Annotated in this window: 20 protein-coding genes; 3 read left to right on the top strand and 17 right to left on the bottom strand. The window is 63.1% G+C overall.

From position 1 onward, the window contains the following. The first annotated feature begins 53 nt into the window (after positions 1-53). Positions 54-974, top strand: a complete 921-nt coding sequence (locus IV500_RS14375) for an NADP-dependent oxidoreductase (protein ID WP_196397500.1) — start codon at positions 54-56, stop codon at positions 972-974. An 8-nt stretch (positions 975-982) separates the two neighbouring features. Here IV500_RS14375 and IV500_RS14370 read toward each other — a convergent pair whose 3' ends face one another. Continuing rightward, entirely contained in the window at positions 983-1,690 is a 708-nt protein-coding gene (locus IV500_RS14370) for a response regulator (protein ID WP_196397499.1), read from the bottom strand. Next, the gene (locus IV500_RS14365; protein WP_196397498.1) at positions 1,687-3,429 is read right to left on the bottom strand and encodes a sensor histidine kinase; all 1,743 of its coding nucleotides are present in this window, start codon (positions 3,427-3,429) and stop codon (positions 1,687-1,689) included. The genes IV500_RS14370 and IV500_RS14365 overlap by 4 nt, the downstream gene beginning before the upstream one ends. A 193-nt stretch (positions 3,430-3,622) precedes the next feature. Between IV500_RS14365 and IV500_RS14360 the strand changes: the two genes are divergently transcribed. Beyond that, positions 3,623-5,062 (top strand): cation:dicarboxylate symporter family transporter, encoded by a 1,440-nt coding sequence (locus tag IV500_RS14360; protein WP_196397497.1) that lies wholly within the window; start codon positions 3,623-3,625, stop codon positions 5,060-5,062. A 48-nt stretch (positions 5,063-5,110) separates the two neighbouring features. Here IV500_RS14360 and IV500_RS14355 read toward each other — a convergent pair whose 3' ends face one another. The 3 genes from IV500_RS14355 to IV500_RS14345 all read right to left on the bottom strand — a co-directional run bounded on the left by IV500_RS14355 (position 5,111) and on the right by IV500_RS14345 (position 8,127). After that, positions 5,111-5,911, bottom strand: a complete 801-nt coding sequence (locus IV500_RS14355; RefSeq protein ID WP_196397496.1) for an ABC transporter ATP-binding protein — start codon at positions 5,909-5,911, stop codon at positions 5,111-5,113. After that, entirely contained in the window at positions 5,904-6,899 is a 996-nt protein-coding gene (locus tag IV500_RS14350) for a FecCD family ABC transporter permease (RefSeq protein WP_196397495.1), read from the bottom strand. Before IV500_RS14350 ends, IV500_RS14355 begins: the two co-directional genes overlap by 8 nt. Positions 6,900-6,969: 70 nt before the next feature. Next, positions 6,970-8,127 carry an ABC transporter substrate-binding protein gene (locus IV500_RS14345; protein ID WP_312875939.1) on the bottom strand — a complete coding sequence of 386 codons (1,158 nt, stop codon included), beginning with the start codon at positions 8,125-8,127 and terminating at the stop codon, positions 6,970-6,972. Positions 8,128-8,316: 189 nt separating this feature from the next. Between IV500_RS14345 and IV500_RS14340 the strand changes: the two genes are divergently transcribed. After that, on the top strand, positions 8,317-9,090 hold the full coding sequence (locus IV500_RS14340; protein WP_196397494.1) for a DUF6390 family protein: 774 nt from the start codon (positions 8,317-8,319) through the stop codon (positions 9,088-9,090). On the opposite strand, the gene IV500_RS14335 is transcribed toward IV500_RS14340, so the two are convergent. From IV500_RS14335 to nicT, 12 genes are all read right to left on the bottom strand, one after another. Continuing rightward, the gene (locus tag IV500_RS14335) at positions 9,087-9,347 is read right to left on the bottom strand and encodes a HypC/HybG/HupF family hydrogenase formation chaperone (protein WP_196397493.1); all 261 of its coding nucleotides are present in this window, start codon (positions 9,345-9,347) and stop codon (positions 9,087-9,089) included. The genes IV500_RS14340 and IV500_RS14335 overlap by 4 nt on opposite strands. Continuing rightward, positions 9,320-9,925, bottom strand: coding sequence for a hydrogenase maturation protease (locus tag IV500_RS14330; RefSeq protein ID WP_312875938.1), 606 nt, complete (start codon positions 9,923-9,925; stop codon positions 9,320-9,322). Before IV500_RS14330 ends, IV500_RS14335 begins: the two co-directional genes overlap by 28 nt. Then, positions 9,922-10,041, bottom strand: coding sequence for a DUF6893 family small protein (locus IV500_RS22285; RefSeq protein WP_376770213.1), 120 nt, complete (start codon positions 10,039-10,041; stop codon positions 9,922-9,924). Before IV500_RS22285 ends, IV500_RS14330 begins: the two co-directional genes overlap by 4 nt. 2 nt (positions 10,042-10,043) lie before the next feature. Then, a complete protein-coding gene (locus tag IV500_RS14325; RefSeq protein ID WP_196397491.1) occupies positions 10,044-11,522 on the bottom strand; it encodes a hypothetical protein in 1,479 nt (492 codons plus the stop codon). Further along, positions 11,519-12,160, bottom strand: coding sequence for a DUF6084 family protein (locus tag IV500_RS14320; RefSeq protein ID WP_196397490.1), 642 nt, complete (start codon positions 12,158-12,160; stop codon positions 11,519-11,521). Before IV500_RS14320 ends, IV500_RS14325 begins: the two co-directional genes overlap by 4 nt. Continuing rightward, positions 12,157-12,855 (bottom strand): DUF5947 family protein, encoded by a 699-nt coding sequence (locus tag IV500_RS14315; protein ID WP_196397489.1) that lies wholly within the window; start codon positions 12,853-12,855, stop codon positions 12,157-12,159. The genes IV500_RS14320 and IV500_RS14315 overlap by 4 nt, the downstream gene beginning before the upstream one ends. Next, a complete protein-coding gene (locus tag IV500_RS14310) occupies positions 12,852-13,904 on the bottom strand; it encodes a NifU family protein (RefSeq protein ID WP_196397488.1) in 1,053 nt (350 codons plus the stop codon). Before IV500_RS14310 ends, IV500_RS14315 begins: the two co-directional genes overlap by 4 nt. A 6-nt stretch (positions 13,905-13,910) precedes the next feature. Further along, positions 13,911-15,704, bottom strand: a complete 1,794-nt coding sequence (locus tag IV500_RS14305; protein ID WP_196397487.1) for a nickel-dependent hydrogenase large subunit — start codon at positions 15,702-15,704, stop codon at positions 13,911-13,913. Between the two features lie 26 nt (positions 15,705-15,730). Then, positions 15,731-16,789 carry an NADH-quinone oxidoreductase subunit B family protein gene (locus IV500_RS14300; protein WP_196397486.1) on the bottom strand — a complete coding sequence of 353 codons (1,059 nt, stop codon included), beginning with the start codon at positions 16,787-16,789 and terminating at the stop codon, positions 15,731-15,733. Between the two features lie 53 nt (positions 16,790-16,842). After that, positions 16,843-17,763 (bottom strand): hydrogenase nickel incorporation protein HypB, encoded by a 921-nt coding sequence (hypB, locus tag IV500_RS14295; RefSeq protein WP_312875937.1) that lies wholly within the window; start codon positions 17,761-17,763, stop codon positions 16,843-16,845. Positions 17,764-17,808: 45 nt separating this feature from the next. After that, positions 17,809-18,138 carry a hydrogenase maturation nickel metallochaperone HypA/HybF gene (locus IV500_RS14290; RefSeq protein ID WP_196397484.1) on the bottom strand — a complete coding sequence of 110 codons (330 nt, stop codon included), beginning with the start codon at positions 18,136-18,138 and terminating at the stop codon, positions 17,809-17,811. A 66-nt stretch (positions 18,139-18,204) separates the two neighbouring features. After that, the gene (gene nicT / locus IV500_RS14285; RefSeq protein WP_230854992.1) at positions 18,205-19,344 is read right to left on the bottom strand and encodes a Nickel transporter NicT; all 1,140 of its coding nucleotides are present in this window, start codon (positions 19,342-19,344) and stop codon (positions 18,205-18,207) included. Positions 19,345-19,527 lie beyond the last annotated feature (183 nt).

Here is a 19,527-nt window from a genome sequence, read left to right as displayed (position 1 = left end):
GAAGGGGCTCGAATAGATGGAATAAGCGCAGGAAAGGCCCGGTTAGCCCACATATGAGAGCCATTACCTTTAGCAGCTATGGAAACCCCGACATTCTGGAACTGACGGACCAGCCGATGCCCAAGGTAGGCCCGGGCATGGTGTTGGTCAAGGTCAAAAGTGCTTCTGTGAATCCGGTGGATTGGAAGGTTCTCGCTGGCGGCCTTGACGCCATGATGGACATCCAATTTCCTGCCACTACCGGCTGGGATGTCGCTGGAGTGGTGGAGTCCGTCGGAGTTGACGCCCCGGAGTTCAAGACAGGTGATGAGGTGATTGCCTACGGCCGCAAGGACTACCTGCACGGGGGCAGCTTTGCTGACTACATCGCCCTGCCGGTGCGCGTGCTGGCACACAAACCGCAAGCCCTGAGCTGGGAGCAGGCCGGCGGGCTGCCACTGACGGGGCTGACGGCCTTCCAGGTACTTAACCGGCTCGAATTGGCAGCGGGGGAAACCATACTCATCCACGGCGGCTCCGGCGGTGTCGGCTCAGTGGCCATCCAGCTGGCGGCGCACCGCGGCGCACGGGTCATTGCCACGGCGTCGGAAAAGAACCATGATTACCTGCGTTCCCTCGGCGCCGAACCGGTCAGTTACGGGGACGGTCTTACCGAGCAGTTCCGTGCGCTGGCTCCCGATGGTGCCGACGTCGTTGTGGACTTTGTCGGCGGCGTCATGGATGTGACGCTGGCGGTGCTTAAATCCGGCGGCCGGCACGCATCCATCGCCGATCCCGAAGCCGAGCAGCACGGCGGAACCTGGATGTGGGTGCGTCCAGACGGGGATGACCTGCAGGCGCTCGCCGACCTTGCCGACGCGGGCAAACTCACGGTGGAGATTGCGAAGACGTTCCCGCTGGAGCAGGCGGCGGACGCCTACCGGCTCAGCATGGAGGGCCACACGCGCGGAAAAATCATAGTCAACATCAGCTAAACAGTTGGCTAACTCCGCCAGAGATATTCATTTTCGGGCCTGCCCGGCGTCCCGTAACGGGCTCTGCGGCGCACGGTCTGCTGATCCGCCAGATACTCCAAGTAGCGTCGGGCGGTGACGCGCGATACGCCCAATTGATCCATAACTTCGGACGCTGAAATCGGACCGGCGTGGGCTTTCAGCAGGACGACGACGGCGGTCAGTGTGCTCTCGGACAGGCCTTTAGGGAGTGCAGCCGCCGTGGGTGCCCGTAAACTCGCAAACGCCAGATCGACGTCGGTTTGTGAGGCATGAGCGGTCGGAGAGGCCAGCTGCTGCCGGAAGTCACGGTAGTTAACAAGCTTTTCCGCAAACATCGCATAACTGAACGGCTTGATGAGGTATCGGACCACGCCGCTTGAGATGGCAGTCCGGACCACTTTTAGATCCCGCACGGCGGTGATGGCGATAATGTCCACGGTCAGCCCCGCCGAGCGGACGCGACGGGCAATATCGAGCCCGTGCAGGTCGGGAAGATTCATGTCCAGCAGCATGAGATCGATCGGCGCGCCGGCCTCGGCGCCCTGCTGCAGGGCACGCAGCGCAGACTGACCGTCGTTGACGATGCCGCCGACAGAAAAACCGCCGACCCGTTGCAGATAGATGGCGTGCGCGTCAGCGGCAATCGGTTCGTCATCGACCACGAGGACGCGGATGGGCTGCGGGTCAACGCTCATCCGCGCTCACCGACGGGGTGTTCGCTAAAAGGGCGTCCGCCAACGGGGTGTTCGCCAACGGGCGCAAAAGAGTCCGGGTCCGGGGCTAAGGGAAGAACGACGGTGAATACAGCACCGGCTGTCCCGTCGGCACCGGCTGTCCCTGCTGCTCCTGCCGTGTCAGGCACGCCTGCGCGTCCGGCAATGATCAGCTGCCCGCCCAGGCGCTGGACCGTCTGCCGGACCAGCGCCAGCCCGATTCCGCGACCGGCGCCGCCGGACTGCTTGGTACTGAAACCCTTGGCGAGGATGCCGGCGGTCTGTACCGGATCCAGACCAGGCCCGCTGTCGGAGACCTCCAGCTGCAGTCCGTCCACGGTAGGCCCGAGGTGGAGGGCAACCCAGCGCGGCTCTTCCCCTTCAGCCGCCGCATCCATCGCATTGTCCAGCAGGTTACCCAGAATTGTGACGGCGTCGTGTGCGCGCAGACCGGAAAACCGGGTTCGCGTTTCGGTGCTGACCCGCAGCTCAATCCCACGTTCGTTGGCCTGGGCGATCTTGCCCATTAACAGGGCGCTGAGCACCGGCTCGTCCGCCGCATTCAGAACCTCGTCCGCGAGCCGCTGGCTTAACTGCAGATCCGCCGTGGCAAATTCCAGCGCTTGATCCGTCCGGCCCAGCTCCAGTAACGACACCAGCGTGTGGATTCGATTCGCATGCTCATGGGTCTGTGCGCGCAGCGCATCCGTTAGCGTCTGGGTCGAACGGAGCTCGTCGCCAAGCTCGGCGATGACGGTGTGGTCCTGCACCGTGGTCACGGTCCCGATGCTGGGCGCGCCGGAACCGGCGGATGTCCCGGATCCGGGAGCGCGTGCCGGTTCCTGGCTGACCACCAGCAGGCGCTCCTGCGTCAGGTGCAGCTCGTCTTTGGCCGTCCGTCCGCTATGAAGCAGTTCCGCCAGCGAGGGTGGCAAATCCAGTTCCGCCAGTCTTGGGGCCTGCCCGTTCCCGCCGGGCGCCGCAATCCCCAGCAGCTGCGCTGCCTGGTCGTTGTACATCACCAGTTCGCCCTGGTGATCCGTCAACACCAGCCCGTCACGGACCGAGTGCAGCACGGATTCGTAATAAACAAAAAGCTGTCCGAGCCGTTCGGGCCCCCATCCCAGAGTGACCTTGCGCAGATAGCGCCCGAGCAGCCAGGAAATCAATGAGCCGCCCAGCAGCAGGGCTGCGGCGATACCGATGACGGCCGGGAGTCTTGCCTCCAGCGCAACCTCCACGGTGGGAACGGTCACCCCGGATGCCACCAGTGCGCGGATCTTCCCGGTTGAGTCCTTGACCGGGACTATTGCGCGCACGGAGGGGCCCAGAGTCCCGGTGGTCACTTCCGTATACGTATTTCCGGCAAGCGCCTGATCGATCGAGCCGATGTAGCGACGGCCGATTTCTGCCGGGTCCGGATGGGTCCAGCGGGTGCGGTCCGGTGCCATGATGGTGACGAAATCCACCCCTGCGTCGGCCATTACCCGTAGCGCGTAGGGCTGCAGCAATCCGGCCGGATCGGCCGAATCGGCGGCCGTGAGGACCAGTGGGTTGTCTGCCACCGTTCCTGCTATGGACACCATTCGCTCCCGTGCCTGGCTGTATGACTGGTTGCGTGCTTCGGTGAACAGCAGCACGCCCAGCACCGCGGTGAGCAGCAGCACAAAAAGGACGTGCGCGGTAAAGAGCCGGCGTGCAAGGCTCCAACTACGGATCATGAGTATTGACTCCTCCCGGTGCGGGCACCTGCGCGGCTGACAACTGACAAATCGGAAACTGACATATTGAAAGCTGCCGGGATAAAAACTGTGAACAATATGAACGCAACGGTGATCACAATCACATCAGCGGCCATGCTGGTCAAGACGCGGTGCACACACCGCCCCTCAAGACTAGCTAAAGGAACACGCGATGAGCTCACGGCAGGAACATTCGTCTCGAGCAGGATCAGCTAGACCTGCGGTCCGCCGCAAGGGACTCGACAGGACCCACTGGTTGTACATTGCCGTCGTCGTTGCGGTGATCCTGGGCGTCGTTGTCGGATTGGTCTTCCCGGGCAAAACCGGCGTGGCGGCCCAGCTGAAGCCGCTGGGCGACGCTTTCATCGCATTGATCAAAATGATGATCGCGCCGATTATCTTCTGCACCATTGTGCTCGGGATTGGCTCGATAGCCAAGGCCGCAACGGTCGGCAAGGTGGGCGGCCTGGCACTGATCTACTTCATGGTGATGTCCACCTTCGCCCTGGCTATTGGCTTGTTGGTCGGAAACATCATCCAGCCCGGTGCCGGCCTGCACCTGCAGGATGCCGTCTACAAGGCACCCGCGGAAAGTGCTTCCAGCACCGAATTCCTGCTGGGTATCATTCCCACCTCGCTGCTTTCATCACTGACCGGCACTAACATTCTGCAGACGCTGCTGGTGGCGCTGCTGGTTGGGTTTGCGCTGCAGAAAATGGGCAAAGCAGGGAAGCCGATCCTCACCGGAATCGCGCATATCCAGGCCGTGGTGTTCCGCATTCTGATCATGGTCATGTGGCTGGCCCCGGTAGGCGCCTTCGGTGCCATTGCCGCCGTCGTCGGACTGACCGGCTGGCAGGCGGTGCTGAGCCTGCTGTCCCTGATGGGTGCGTTCTACCTGACCTGCGCAATCTTCATCGTGTTCATCCTGGGGACCATCCTAAAGCTCGCCACCGGCGTGAACATTTTCAAGCTGATGCGGTACCTGGGCCGGGAATACCTGCTGATCGTTTCCACCTCCTCCTCCGAGGTGGCGCTGCCAAGGCTGATCGCCAAGATGGAGCACCTGGGCGTTTCCAAGCCGGTTGTGGGCATCACCGTACCCACCGGCTACTCCTTCAATCTGGACGGCACAGCTATTTACCTCACCATGTCCGCGTTGTTCATCGCTTCGGCGATGGGTAAGCCGCTGGACATCGGTTCGCAGATCGGGCTGCTGGTTTTCATGATTATTGCGTCCAAGGGTGCGGCCGGGGTCAGTGGCGCCGGACTTGCCACGCTGGCCGGCGGGCTGGCCTCGCACCGGCCTGATCTGGTCGGCGGCGTCTCGTTCATCGTCGGCATTGACCGGTTTATGTCCGAGGCGCGTGCCCTGACAAACTTCACCGGCAACGCGGTGGCCACGGTGCTGATGGGCACCTGGGTCAAGGAAATCGACCGGGGCCGCGTTGACCGGGTCCTGGATCGGCTTGAGCCGTTCGATGAAGCGACAATGATTGCGCACGAGGACGGGGTACGGCAGCCTGCGCAGGTGGCGGAAGCCGCTGTGGAGCCCCTTCAGGAAGTCCCAGCGGGAGGGTCGCTGGCGCACAAAGAAAAAGTCGGCGTCTAGCGGATCGAGCGTGCGGTTCGGGCCCATGTTCGCGGGAGAACGTGGGCCTCAACTGTTGATCGGGGCCGACGGCGGCAACTGGCTATCACCGGACAGCAGGGTTTTCGCGGACCCGTACCGCGGGACGACGGTCCGGCGCCGGGCCCCGTTGCCCTCCTGGTACTCCAGGGTGCTGACGCCGACGCCGTAAAGGCCGCTCAGCTGGGCGGCGGTCAATAATTCCGCGGCACTCCCGGCCACTACGCCGTCCCGGTGCATCAGGACCACAGAATCGGCCAGGTACAGCGCATGATCCGGCTCGTGGGTACTGAGCAAAAGGGCCATCCCGTCCGCTTTCAAATCCCGCAGCAGGGTCAGCACACGCACCTGGTTCTTGAGGTCCAATCCGGTGGATGGTTCATCCAGGACAAGCAGCGGGCAGCCCGTGGCGATGGCGCGGGCAATGAAGACCAGCTGCTGTTCGCCTCCGCTGAGTGTGGGAAAGAGCCGGTCTGCCAGGTCCGCGATACCGACCCGCTCCATGGCCCGCAGCGCTGCGAACCGATCGGCCGCACCCGGGGAACGAAAAATGCGGACCTGGCGCGCCCTGCCCATGAGCACCATATCCAGCGCACGGTAGGCGAAGGAGCTGCTGTGGGCCTGCGGTACATAGCCCACCGTTTCCAGCCTGGTGATGGTGCCCTCGGTAGGCGCCAGAAGCCCGGCCGCACAGCGGACCAGCGTGGTCTTGCCGCTGCCGTTGGGCCCCAGGACCGCCGTCGCGGTACCCGCCGACACCCGGAAACTGACATCGCGGAAAATGTGTTCGGCCGCCCGGTATCCATAGGCAACGTGGTCCAGCTCAAGCACTGTCCCAAATCCTGTCCCGGTTATGGCGCAGCAACAAAAAGAAAACCGGCGCACCGATCAGTGCGGTCAGCACACCTAACGGGATCTCCCCGGCTGTGGCGGTGCGCGCCACAGTGTCTACTGCGATGAGGTAGCACCCGCCCAGCGCAAAGCACACCGGCAGCAGCACCCGGTGGTCGGGCCCCACCCACATGCGGGCCAGGTGCGGGATGACCAGTCCCACCCAGCTGATCACTCCGCTGACGGCCACCGCGCCGGCCACGATGAGTGCGACGGCGATCAGGACCACCACACGTAAGGTGCGGGGCCGCAGACCCAGTGCGGCGGCATCCTCATCACCGAGGGACAGCACATTGATCCGCCAGCGCAGGGCCAACAGCACACCGGTCCCGGCCAGAATCGGGATAACGGCGATCAGGACCTTTGCATAATTCGCCGTCGCTACACTTCCCAGCAGCCAGAAGACGATCGCAGGCAAGGTGGTGAACGGATCGGCGATGTAGGTGATCAGTGCCACCAGCGCGGAGAAGAACGATCCCACGACGACGCCGCCGAGCACGATCATGAGCATCGGTGTGCCGCCGCGACCGGAGGTAATCAGGAAGAGCAGGCCAAGCGCCGCTAACCCGAAGGCAAAGGATCCGCTCACCAGCACCAGGGAGCCCAGGCCAAACAGCAGGGCCAGTGCACCGCCAAAGGACGCCCCGGCCGATACGCCGATGATTTCCGGGCTGACCAGCGGATTACGAAAGATGGCCTGCAGCGCGGCGCCGCCAATGGCAAGGCCGCCGCCCACCAGCAGCGCCAGCAGAACCCGGGGGAGCCGGACCAAGAGCACTACGGTTTCTTCGGAACTGTTCATGGGCGTATCCAGCGGAAGTACCCGGGAGGCAAGGATCTGTACTACATGCCAGAACGGTACGTGGTAGCGGCCTACCGTCAGCGCGAGCACTGCCAAGGCGAGCAGCAAAAGTGCCGTGCCTGCCATCGGGCCGATTATCCGCGGAACAGACCGTACTGCCGGTGCACCGAGTCTCTTAGGCCTCAGCTCCCGGACCTCACGCGCCACGGAACTGTTCGTAGTCAGCTGACTGGCTGTTCACGCTCATCCACAACATGGTGTCTATTTCCGCCGAATCGGGAGCCCGGCCATACAGGAAGCGGTAATAGTCCGGGATGGCACCGCGCAGCGGGGAAGGGACCTGGCCTGGAAAGCTGATGTCCGTGAGCCACTGCCACATGAGCGGCGATTCCTGGCCCGGTGGGTCCCAGCGGTATCCGCCGAGGGGAACCTTATAGACCCTCCGATGACGCACCGCCGCAACGTTCTGCCAGACCGGGTCTGAATAGAGATCCTGAGGCAGGGCGCCATCGAAGTTGCCCAGCAGGATGACCTCGGGATTCCATGCCAGGACCTGCTCCACGTCCACGCCCACCATGCCGGAGCCCTTGACTCCGGTATCCGCGGTGGCGGGATTGCTGCCGCCCACCAGTTTGATATAGAAATCGTTGTAGCTCCCGTTCGCGGCTACCTTGAGACCTCCCGTGAAGCGGTTGAAATACAGAATCCCCGGTCCTGGGCGCGACCGGCCGGACGCCAGAGCCCGGATCCTGGTGAGCTCATGGTCGCTGCGGGATTTCATCGCACTGGCCCGCTCCGGCTTGCCCAGCATTTCCGAGAACAGGGTGACCCAGGTGTCAACGTCCGACTGTTGTCCGGTGTTGGTCAAGCCAAGAACCTTCAGCCCGGCGTTCTCCAGTGGTTCGGTGAGTTGGGAATCGCTCCACTGCACCACGACATCCGGGTTCAGCGCCCGGATGCTTTCCACATTCGGGGTAAAGTCCGCCGTGGCAATCTCGTGCGGGACCTTCAAGGCATTCGGAAATAATTTGCCCATGGTGCCGTCCCGCATGGCCAGCCACGAGGCATTATGCATCCCGCTCAGATGGTCAGCGCTCTGATCAACGGCGACCAGCAAAGACGCGGCGGGCATCGGAATGGTCACCACGCTGGTAACAGGCCTGTCGAACGTCAATGTCCTGCCCCGCTGGTCGGTGACACTGATGCGTTGGGCCAACGCCGGAGTGCTGCTTCGCGCAGTGGTGCCTTCCGGGGCCGCAGCGCTGTTATCCCCGCACGAGGACAGAAGAACCGCGCCGCCGCCGAGCATCATCATGGACAGAACCGAACGGCGGCTCATGTCGGGGTTGCTCACGGGCTGGCCTCCTTATGGGAAAGATCAGCAAAGTATGTTCTCTTCGATTGCTCACAGCATCCGCCCGAACGGCAGGGCTGTCAACGGCACTGCGAGATCTTCTCCGGCTCCGGCTCCGGTACTGATCCTTGTGGGCTGCGGGTGGTGGTGCTAGCGTCAAAATCACCTGTTGTGGAGCGAGGCCAAATCATGGTTATTAACGGTGCCCAGCTGTTTGTCCGTTACGCGTATCCGCCCAATTCGCGGGGTAGTTGCGGGCCCGAAGACAGCGATGCCCTTCTGCACTATGGTCAGTCCGGAGTGACGGACCGGGGATTGAAGGAGCTGGCAAAAGGATTCGCCGGCGCGTGGCCGTATCTTGAACTGATCGCCGGGGCCACCAAAATAGCCGATCCACTGGATTACCGGGTGGTGGAGGCCTACTGGGTCGGTAACACGCTGCTGGACACTGTCGGCGTGCGGAACATCGGCAACTCGATGGAGGACCGCTTCCGGGCCCGGACGGGAATGCAGTTCCCGCATCTGGTCGAGGGGGTGCTTGCCGGCGGGGTGCCGCACCACAGTTTCCACGTCTTCGAGATCTATCCATGGCTGGGGCTGCTCCGCGATGACCGCAGATACCCGACAGCGCTGAACGTGCTGGACCAGTGCCGGATCCGCTGGGGCGAGGTGTTGGCCGTGACCGGGGATGAGGCATTGGTGCGCTCGCAGCCGCTGGTCTGGGACGGTGCGGTGCTCAGCCTGGGCCCGGCAATCGTGGAGACCGCCAAGCATGCCGTTGCGGGCACCGGCTTTGTCACCGATCTGGCCGTCGGCGATGCGGTCTCGCTGCACTGGGATTGGGTCTGCGACAGGCTCACCCCGCTGCAGCTGCAGCGGCTGCAGCACTTTACCGTCCGGCATCTGAAGATCGCCAACACCGGCGTCGAACACCGCGGCACTGCCGTAGCGCTGGAACATTAGCCTGGGGCTGACGCGTCCTCGTCCGGACCGGAACCCATGAGTTTCAGGCCCCCCATCGCCTGCTCGGCGCCGGCAGCGTCCACCCGCTCCAACGCGAAGCCCATGTGGATAATCACCCAGCTTCCGGCCTTCAACGGGCCCTCATCCAGCAGGCCGATGTTGATTTTCCGCCGTACACCGGCGACGTCCACCAGAGCCAGCTGATCACCGTAGCCGGCGAGCAGCTCAATCACCCGGCCAGGGATTCCCAGGCACATGATCCATTTCTCCTTATCGCTGGAAGACGTTCAGTAATTTCCTCGATTAGCTGCCCGATTGCGCTCAGCGCTTCCGGGATGGCGGCTGCCACGGCAGCGGAAAGTCCGATTCCTTCCGCCAAGTCACCGGGCACGCAACCCACAACAAATGTCAGGGGAACACCGCCGCCCAGTGACGTCAGCCTGTCCAGCACAGCCACCGGGTCCATTCCGTGCGGGTCCAGGGCCGCTGGCCCGCCGCCGTGATTGTTCTGCAGATCCTCGGAGCGGACCTGCAGAACACGGATGGCTCCGTACGTTTCCGCCGCCGGACTTGAACTCCCGGATCCGTTGCCGCCACTTGCCCGCCGTGCCGGCACGGTGTCGACCAGGATCAGGGCATCCACGCCGTCAAGCAGATCATAGGCCAGATGCATTCCGCGGATGCCATAGTCCACCGCACGGACGCCGGGCAGGAGCATCGCCGCATCTGTTGCCATCAGACGCGCGACCTCCGGACCGAACCCGTCATCGCGCAGGAACATATTGCCGACTCCGGCCACGAGTATGCAGGCGGGGGCAGGATCGATGCCGCTCACATCCGGCTGATTTTCACGTAGCGGACAATGTCCGGAATCGAGCGCACCATCACCGCGATTCCTGTCAGGGCGGTCAGTGCCAGCATCACGGCGGACAGCTTTCCCAGGGTTTTCATGTTCAGGTTTCCTTTCCATTTCCCGTAGCGGGTACCGGGTCGAGAGGCTCCAGCTCGTCCGGAGAGAAGTAGAGGTACCGTCCGTACCACTCCTGCAGTTCCGCGGCCGGATCCGCTTCAATGACGACCGCGACGTGAGTGCTGCCGTCGACGTCGAAATGAACGCCAGTGACGCGCGCGCTCTGCCCGGCCGAAAACAGGTCCTGCGCATCCGCCCGGCGGCGCGGCATGACCACAACGCGGCTGCCCCTGGCAACGGGCACCCCTTTGATCACGACAGCGTCGGTTTCCGGCCTGACACTGGAATCTGCCGCAGGATCCCACCAGGGAGCCTCCGTGAGGGGACTATCGCCGAGGGCCGGGAACGCAGGGGTAAGGGCAGCGCCGTCCCGGGGTCCGCCCAGGATTCCTGCCCCCCGTTCGAAATCAGGCTCAAGTGCTACCTCCGCATGGGGGTTGCGGAGGATGCCATGCAGGGCCTGCAATTGGTCATCGCTCATAGCCTCGCAGCGGTCAATGATCGCCGCAGCCCGCGGATCCGTGGCCCTTGCCTCGGCTTTTTCATCCTCGGTGAGCGTCAGCACCCGCAGCGTGAGGATCTCATCAATTTCGGTTGAATCGTAGAGCGCCACCGAGCTTTCCGGCGCCACAGCGGGATGGTCATAAAGAATGATCGGGGAGATCAGCAGAACGTCGCTTTGCCCCTCTGGCCCGGCCAGGACGGGCCAGCAGCGGTGCTGGCTGCAGGCTGCCGCTGCGGCACGTGCGTTCTCCGGCGGGTCCAGCAGCGAGATGAAGTCCGCGTCCTGCACGCTCAGCAACAGGTGCGTGCCGATGAACGACAGCGCGATTGCTTCCTGCTTCTGAACCGTTCGGCCCGCTGCGGTATTTACCGCACTCACCCGAAGGCGCAGCAGCCCGGAGACGGATTCGCCGCCGTCGGCAGAGTCGTGGAGAGCGCTGGCGCCCAGCCGGACTTCGCCCAAAAGGGGCTGCCGTCTGCGCACGAGCCGTCCTGCCGCCGCCCCTGCCGCATCGTAGAGCAGCTCGGTCTCTTCGGCGCCGGGAACCCGGACGGCCGTTATTAATCCACCGGCCAGTTGATCGAGCGTGAACGGGCCCAGGGTGATCTCCTGTTCGGTCGCCTCGTCCCATGTCAGCCATCGTGCAGCGCCGATCTGCAGCGCAGGCACCGGGCTGAAGGTCCCGTCGTCGAACTTTTCACAGGTCCGGGACTGCAGCTGCAGGAAACGCAGATGCACCTCCAGCCGGGCATCCGGGCCGGAACGCAGCAGGGTGTCCGCGAACATGGTTGACTCTTCGCCTGCTCCCGCGGCGGCCGCACCGGGCGGGCCCAGGATGCCGAACTGCCAGCGTGACTGATTTTTCTGCGACGAGGCACGATAGGGATAGAGGAGGTAGCCCTCGTAAAGGACCGCATCCGCGATGGCCCTGGCCAGGCTTAGGGTCGGATTCATCATCGGACCGGGTCACCGGCCGCCGCCAGTAATCCTTCGACAGCCGCTTCCCAGGTGGTCAGTCCGAGACTTGATTTATAGTGTGCCAGCGCTTTGATGACATCCCGGTCAAGCCGGAGCCAGCCGCTGTTGGGGAAATGCTGGTCCATTAGTTCGGTCCAGGTAGCAACCGGCAGTTGGAACGACGCCTCGCGGTCCCACGGCACCGGTTCGACGCCGAACCCGGTGACTCCTTTGGTGAAGACGGTTCCGGAGAACAGCAGTTCCACCGGAATGCTGCGCTCACGGAGCGCATGCAGGTATTTCGCCGCGGCGACCTCGAAATCGAACGTACAGGGAAGGGCGAGATCCACCGTGGTCGTACCGCGGAAGCCCTGCACCGTGGTGCTGCACTGCATCCAGAGGAAGGGCTTCAGCGTCGAGGGCCAGCGCACGCGGGTGCCGAAGAGATCCAGGAGACCGGCTTCCTCCTCCGGAGTGTAGCCCCGGCGCTGCGGCTGAATCCGCACCTGGCAGCGCAACGCTATCGCGTGGATGGCCGTACCCGTGGATTCTGTGAGGCACAGCCGGGCAGTCAGCTGTGGGGAGGCGGCGTAGCGTTCGGGAATAATGTCCACAATGCTGAAGCCAAGTTCCGTCATGGCCAGGGCCCGCTTCCGGTCCGGGCCGCTGAAGAGGAGGTGCCGACGTAGGGCCTGCTGCGATTGACTACCCGCTCAAAGAAAGCGGCTAGTTGGGCACGCGCGTCCTGGCCGCCGTCGAAGCCCCGCCAGACTTTGCGCAGCTGACCGACCAGTTCGTAACAGGCATCAATCGGTACCAGATGGCAATCGGCCTGCAGACGCTCCCGCCCAGGAGCACGGATCAGCAAAGCCTCCGTGTCCGGCACGGCAGTGCCAACGGCAGGGTTGCGTGCCAGCACCGGTTCCCACGCACCCAGCGGCAGCTCCGACTCGGTGGCACCGGCGGGGCCGGGATAAAACGCCACGGTCCGCGCCATCCGGGAATTGGTGAAGAAGAATGCCAGCCCAACTGGTATCTCCAGTTCATCCCACACCCCGGTCCCCAGCTCGAATGCCGGAAAGGAGAGGTAACGCTCGGGCACGGAACGGTACCGCAGGTGTGCCGTTGAATCGGTAAAGAGCAAATAGCACGGGCGGCAGGTGCACATCAGGGCGCGGCTTTCCACATCCACCACGTGCTGGTGCTTTTCTGCAAGAGGCTCAGCGCACATCTCGCAGCGCTCGCCGTCGGCCGCGGCGGAACGGCTGACAGCGATGCGCCGGAGCATGGCTACCGGCCCCGCGGCCGAGGTGCTGCCTGTTCGGGGGGTCATGAAACAGTCCCGACGGGAATGGCAACGGAAATCACGCCGCCGCGCACGAGCAAGGGAAGCGGATCCAGATGCAGTGACTTGTCTTCCAGGCACGCACCGGCCAGCCGTACATCAAAATGGGCCCGGCAGGTGGGGCAGCGCAGCAGACCGCCACCGGTCGGGGCCGCGAGGGCGCGCTGCAATGACGCCCCCGCCATAGACTTCGCGCACCGCGGACAGTAGTCCAGGTAAGCGAAAATATCCTCGCCGATCCGGCAGGTCAGCAGCCGGGCCCCGCCGACCAGGAAGCCTGCCACCTCGCCTGGCTGAAGTCCGCCAAGCTCCGCCGCTGGCTCCCAGGACCCACCCGCTGGGCCGGGAACAGCGGGTTTGGCCTGCTGATCCCGATCAGTTTGCTGATCCAGGCGCAGCCGCAGCGCATTCACGGGAATGACTGCTGCGGAATGGATCGGCTCCTGCTCCACCACCTGGATGGATGTCACCTCGGGGGCCGCCGTTTCAATGGCATCCTCGACGGCGAGCTTGAGAGTGACGGACGATGACGGGCAGCCATGGCAGCTCCCCAATAAACGCAAACTCACGATCCCGTTCGCGCTGATGCCCAGCAGCTCGACGTCGCCGCCATGGGAGCCAAGGTACGGCCGCACACTATCGAGTGCGGCGGCGACTCTGGTCGGCACGTCCTGTGGATGCAGGCCGTGGACCAGCAGCAAACCGGAGATCAGCTCGTCCTTGACCAGGGCCTCCAAGGTGCCATTGGTGCCACCTCCCCGGGCCGAAATAACGCCGAGCATGCGCTCCAGTCCGGCACCGTAGAGGTCCGTGACCTGCCGGACCAGCTCCTCGGCACGCTCACGGGCCACCGCACCGTTGGAGGACAGCGCATCCAGCAGTGTTCCGATCCGTGTCCCCGAATTCCGCAGCTGGTCGGCGCCGGATCCGGCCGCTGCTGCCTGCTGCGCTGCTGCCCACGGCGCAGCAGCTACAGGCGCAGCAGCTACAGGCGCAGCGGCCCCGCTTTCCTCCAGCAAACCGTTCTGCGCGTTCATGGCGGGTTATTCTCCGGTGAGTGACTGCGTGGGGGAGTGCAGCATATCCAACGTTTTACCCTCGCCCAGATACATGTGCACGCCGCAGGGCAAACAGGGATCAAAACTGCGGACCGTGCGCATAATATCGATCCCCTTGAAATGCTCCCGGTCGTTTTCTTCGAAGATGGGCTGCCCCTGCACGGCGTCCTCGTAGGGTCCGGGAGTTCCGGAGGCGTCACGTGGGCTGGCATTCCACGGGGTTGGCGGATACGGATGGTAGTTGGCGATCTTGCCGTCGCGGATCACCATATGGTGTGAAAGAACGCCGCGGACCGCTTCGGTAAAGCCACAACTGACCGCCTCGTCCGGGACCTCAAACGATTCCCAGGTCTTGGTCCGTCCGGCCCGGATTTCCTCGAGCGCCTTCTCCGCGAAATGCAGGGCCGCTGCCGCCGCATAGGCCTGGAAATAGGTGCGGGCCCGGTTGCGTTCGATCGTATTGCTCCACTGCGGAATCTTCCATTCGAGTGAGACTGGTCCCTTGAGGGCCGTCTTGGGCAGGTTGATCTCCACGCTGTGTCCGGTGGATTTGACGTAGTCGATATCGACCAGTCCGGCCAGTGCCGTCGACCAGAGCCGCGCCAGCGGGCCGCCGCCGGTATCCAGCGCCAGATTGTCCTGTCCGTCAAACCAGCGCGGCGACATCACCCAGCTGTATTTGTCCGCGAGATCACGCTTTTGCGGGCGGGGATTGGTGTGCTGGTTCCACGGATGACGGCGGTCCACCGGGTTCCCGAGCGGGTCGTTCGTGACGAACATTTCCTGATCGTTCCAGTCCTCGTAGTAGGAGGAGCCCAGCATGATCCGGATGCCGAGGTTGATCCGCACCAGATCTGTGGTCACTAGTTTTCCGTCGACGACGACGCCCGGGGTGACGAACATCTTCCGGCCCCAGTCGGTCATGTCCTTATAGGCGAAGTTGCAGAATTCCGGATCCTGGAAGGAGCCCCAACACCCCAGCAGCGTCCGCCGCAGCCCGACCTGCTCATAGCCCGGTAGCGCGTCGTAGAAGAAATCGAAGAGATCATCGTGCATGGGCACGACCTTCTTCATGAACTCCACATAACGCATCAGCCGCGTGAGGTAATCCGTCATCAGCTGGATCGTGGCGACGGTGCCGACCCCGCCGGGATAAAGCGTGGAGGGGTGCACATGGCGACCCTCCATCAGGCAGAACATCTCCCGGGTGAGCCGGCTGACCTGCAGCGCTTCGCGGTAGAACTCGCCGGTAAAAGGATTCAGCGAACGCATGATGTCCGCGATGGTCCGGTAGCCGTGTTCGCCTTCATGCGGGGCCCGGGTGTTTTCCGCCCTGGCCAGTACCGCCGGGTTGGTCTCGGAGACCATTTTCTCGCAGTAGTCCACGCCCACCAGATTCTCCTGGAAGATATTGTGATCGAACATGTACTCCGCGGCTTCACCGAGATTGACGATCCATTCGCCCAAATGCGGTGGCTTCACCCCGTAGGCCATGTTTTGCGCATAACAGGAACACGTGGCGTGATTGTCGCCGCAGATCCCGCAGATCCGGCTGGTGATGAAGTGCGCGTCGCGCGGGTCCTTGCCGCGCATGAAGATCGAGTAGCCGCGGAAAATCGAGGAAGTGCTGTTGCACTGCACCACCTCTTTGTTTTTGAAATCTATTTTGGTATAGATGCCAAGGCTGCCGACAATCCGGGTGATGGGATCCCACGCCATCTCCACCAGTGAGTCGTCTGCGGCGTTGCCCGATGCGGGTAACGGAATCGTGGAGGTCATTGCCTTGCCTCTTTCTCGTGCCGTTCTTACCAGGTGCGGGTGGCGCCGGTGAGCAGTTCGGGGCCGGTCCTGCGCCAGCGTGGTTCCTTGTCGAGGGTGTTCATGGTGATGTGCCGCAGCGTCCGCACGGCAGCGCCGTAGGGCCGCACGGCATTCGTGGAGAGAATGCTGCCCGGAGGCTCATCCATGAACGGCATGAACTTATCGGGGAATCCCGGCATGGTGCAGCCGATGCAGATACCTCCAACGTTCGGGCACCCGCCAATTCCATTCATCCAGCCGCGCTTGGGCACATTGCATTTAACCACCGGGCCCCAACATCCCAGTTTCACAATGCACTTCGGGGAGCCGTATTCGGTGGCGAAATCGCCCTGCTCGTAGTACCCCGCCCGGTCGCATCCCTCATGCACCGTCTGGCCGAAAAGCCACGTCGGCCGCAGCGCGTCGTCCAATGGAATCATGGGTGCCTGCCCGGTCGCCTGATAGAGCAGGTAGGTGATGGTTTCGGAGAGATTGTCCGGTTGGATCGGGCAGCCCGGAACACAGACAATCGGTATTCCGGCCTTGGACCTCCAGTCATATCCGAGGTAATCGGGAACGCCCATCGCACCGGTGGGATTGCCGGCCATGGCATGGATACCGCCATAGGCCGCGCAGGTTCCGGCGGCAATAATCGCAGTTGCCTTCGGTGCAAGCCGGTCCAGCCACTCGCTTGTCGTGATGGGCTGCCCCGTTTCCAGATCGTTGCCGAACCCCGACCAGTATCCGCCGGCGTCATGCAATTTCTCGTTGGGAATGGAACCCTCAACCACGAGGACAAAAGGCTCCAGTTCCCCACGGTCCGCCCTCCGGAACCACTCGAGGAAGTCATCTGCTCCCTCCTGCGGGCCGCATTCAAAATCAATGAGCGGCCAATGCATGGCAACCTGCGGCAGACCGGGCAGGGCACCGAGCGCTATTTCCTCTACGCTGGGCTGCGTAGCCGCGGTCAGCGACACCGAGTCGCCGTCGCAGCTGAGGCCCGCGTTGATCCACAGGACATGAATAAGGGTTTCTTCGGCTTTAATCGAAGCTTCTGTAGGCATCGTTGCCTCCTTTGGGAGTCCTGCTCACCGAGCCGGGCCCATTATGCGTTTGTCTACACCTGCGACGCGGACGTCATCGGATGCGGTTGGGCGCCCGCGTGCGACGCCGGCGTTTGAGTGTTCTTGATCAGCCAGTCGTACCAGCTGTCCAGACCAGCACCGCCCGTGGCGGAAATGGCGAGCATCTCGACGTGCGGATTCAGCTGTCGTGCCTGGCGGAAGCATTCATCCACGTCGAATTCAACATAAGGGAGCAGATCCGACTTATTGATAATCACCAGATCTGCGGCCATAAACATGTGCGGATACTTTTGCGGCTTATCATCACCTTCCGTGACCGAAATAATCACTACCTTGGCTGTTTCTCCGAGATCAAAAAGTGCCGGACAGACCAGATTCCCGACATTTTCAATGAAGAGCGTTGATCCCGGATCCGGGTTCAGGGCATCGAGCCCCCGTCGGAGCATATCGGCGTCCAAATGGCAGCCGGCTCCGGTATTAATCTGAACAGCTGGACGCCCGGCCCTTCTAATGCGGTCGGCATCCAGCGACGTCTCCTGGTCACCTTCGATGACCGCGATGCTCAGCCTTTCTCCCAGCTCTTCAATGGTGCGGACCAGCAAAGTCGTCTTGCCTGCTCCGGGGGAACTCATCACATTGAATGCCTGGATGGCACGCCCGGCCAGCCAACCCCGGTTTCGCGCGGCCGACAGGTCGTTCCTGGCGAGCAGACTCTGCTCCAGCGTGATAGTGGTCACCGGAGTATGGCTGTGCTCCTGACCGCCGTCGTGCGCGCCGTCGTGCGAGTGCGCCTGGCCACCGCCGTGGTCGTGATCGTGCGGGTGCTGGCGGCCGTCGTCGTCGTGCTCATGTTCGTGCTGGTGCCCGTCGTGGTGTTCACCGTCGTGTAGATGCCGATGCTGATCTCCGTGGACCGGCTCCGGAACGGCAACACTGCCGTCAACGCTTGACACCCGGACTCCGCCGTCGTCGCTGCAACCGCAGGTGGAGCACATTTTTTACCCCACTTCCACGGACGCAAGCATCAGCTCGCGGCCGCCTGTGATTTCGACGTCGGCGCTGCCGCAGGTGCACAGCGGGATCGTATCCGGGAGAATGAAACTCTGCCGGCACGTGTGACAGGTGGCCCGGCCCGCCGGCTCGTCGATGCGCAGATCGGCTCCGGCCAGCGGTGTTCCCTCGGCCAGCAGCTGGAAACAGAACCGCAAGGCATCCGGCAGAACACCACTTAGCCGTCCGATCCGCAGATTGACGCCGGTGACAGTGCGATCGCCGGTGCAGTCAAGCACCGCGTCGACCAGGCTTTGGGTAATAGAGAGTTCGTGCATGGGCTATGCCACCTCGTGAGATCAATGTAGGCTTACCGCCCGTGATCCGCAAGAGGTCGCGGGCGGTCAAGATCCGGCGCTGTCCGCTGCTCCCGGACGCTGCATCTCCGTGGTCCACTTTTCTTCGATCCGGCCAAACTTCCAGATGCCGACGGCGATGATCCAGGCGAGCACGAAAATGGCCACAATAGCGTAACCGACGTTGTTCAGATCCAAACCACCGATGGCCGCCAGCGGACCGGTCCGGATCCCGGTTTTGTCCACAAGGATCGAGATGAGCTCGATGGAACCAATAATCAGGGCCACGGCCACAGAGAGTCCGGTGATCACGAGGTTGTAGTAGATCTTTCGGACGGGCTTGGAGAACGCCCACCCGTACGCGAAGTTCATAAAGCATCCGTCCAGCGCGTCGAGCAGACTCATTCCGGCGGCGAAGAGCACCGGCAGGGTCAGAATGGCGTACCAGGGCAGCGAAAACGCAGCCGCACCGCCGGCCAGCACCAGTAGGGAGACCTCCGTGGCCGTATCGAAACCCAGGCCGAAGAGCAGACCGACGACGTACATCTGCCAGGGACGGGTGACTAGCCGGTTCACGCTGCCGAACAGCCGGTTCATCAGGCCGCGCTTGTTCAGCTGTTCCTCCAGCGCCGGCTCGTCGAGCTGGCCGTGCCGCATCCCGCGGAAGATTTTCACAATGCCCAGCAGGATCACCAGGTTGATGATTCCGATGATGTAGAGAAAGATTCCTGAGACACCGGTCCCGATAAGTGCCAGCACCGCGGGCACGGTGGAGGAATCGCTCTCCATCTGGGCCGCCAAAGCCCGCACGCCCATGGCCAGCAGCAGACAAAGGCCGAAGACGATGCTGGAATGCCCCAGGGAGAACCAGAACCCGACGGATAGCGGCCTTTTCCCGTCGTTCATCAACTTGCGGGTGGTGTTGTCAATGGCGGCAATGTGATCGGCGTCGAAGGCATGCCGCAGGCCCAGGGTATAGGCGGTGATGCCCAGGCCGAGCCCGAAAACGGCGGCCGGCCCCGTCTGCAGATGTTCCGGTTCCACTATGCCCGCCAATACGCCCCATCCCACCAGGTGCAGGAAGGCCACGAAACCAGCCATTGCGGCGATCGACGCCCATTCCCGGGGAGTCAGGGCCCGCCGGATACGACCGATCCGGGACCCTGCAGCCCGTTCCATGGTGCTCATCTGCGTGTTTTCATCAGGTGGCCAAACCAAGCGCCGGCCGGTTGATGATGCTGCGTTCGAACATGCTGCAACTGTGCTCCTGCCACGGGTCAAGGCGCAATGCTCTTTGCCGAGAACTTGGCGACGTTGCTGGTGTAACAACGACGCATCATCGACGTTGCCATCGGCATGAAGCCAAGAAGC

Source organism: Arthrobacter terrae (assembly GCF_015708085.1).
In the GTDB taxonomy this organism is placed as follows: domain Bacteria; phylum Actinomycetota; class Actinomycetes; order Actinomycetales; family Micrococcaceae; genus Arthrobacter_M; species Arthrobacter_M terrae.
The sequence above is the reverse complement of the archived record's forward strand: the minus strand, read 5'-3'. Positions and strand labels throughout refer to the sequence as shown.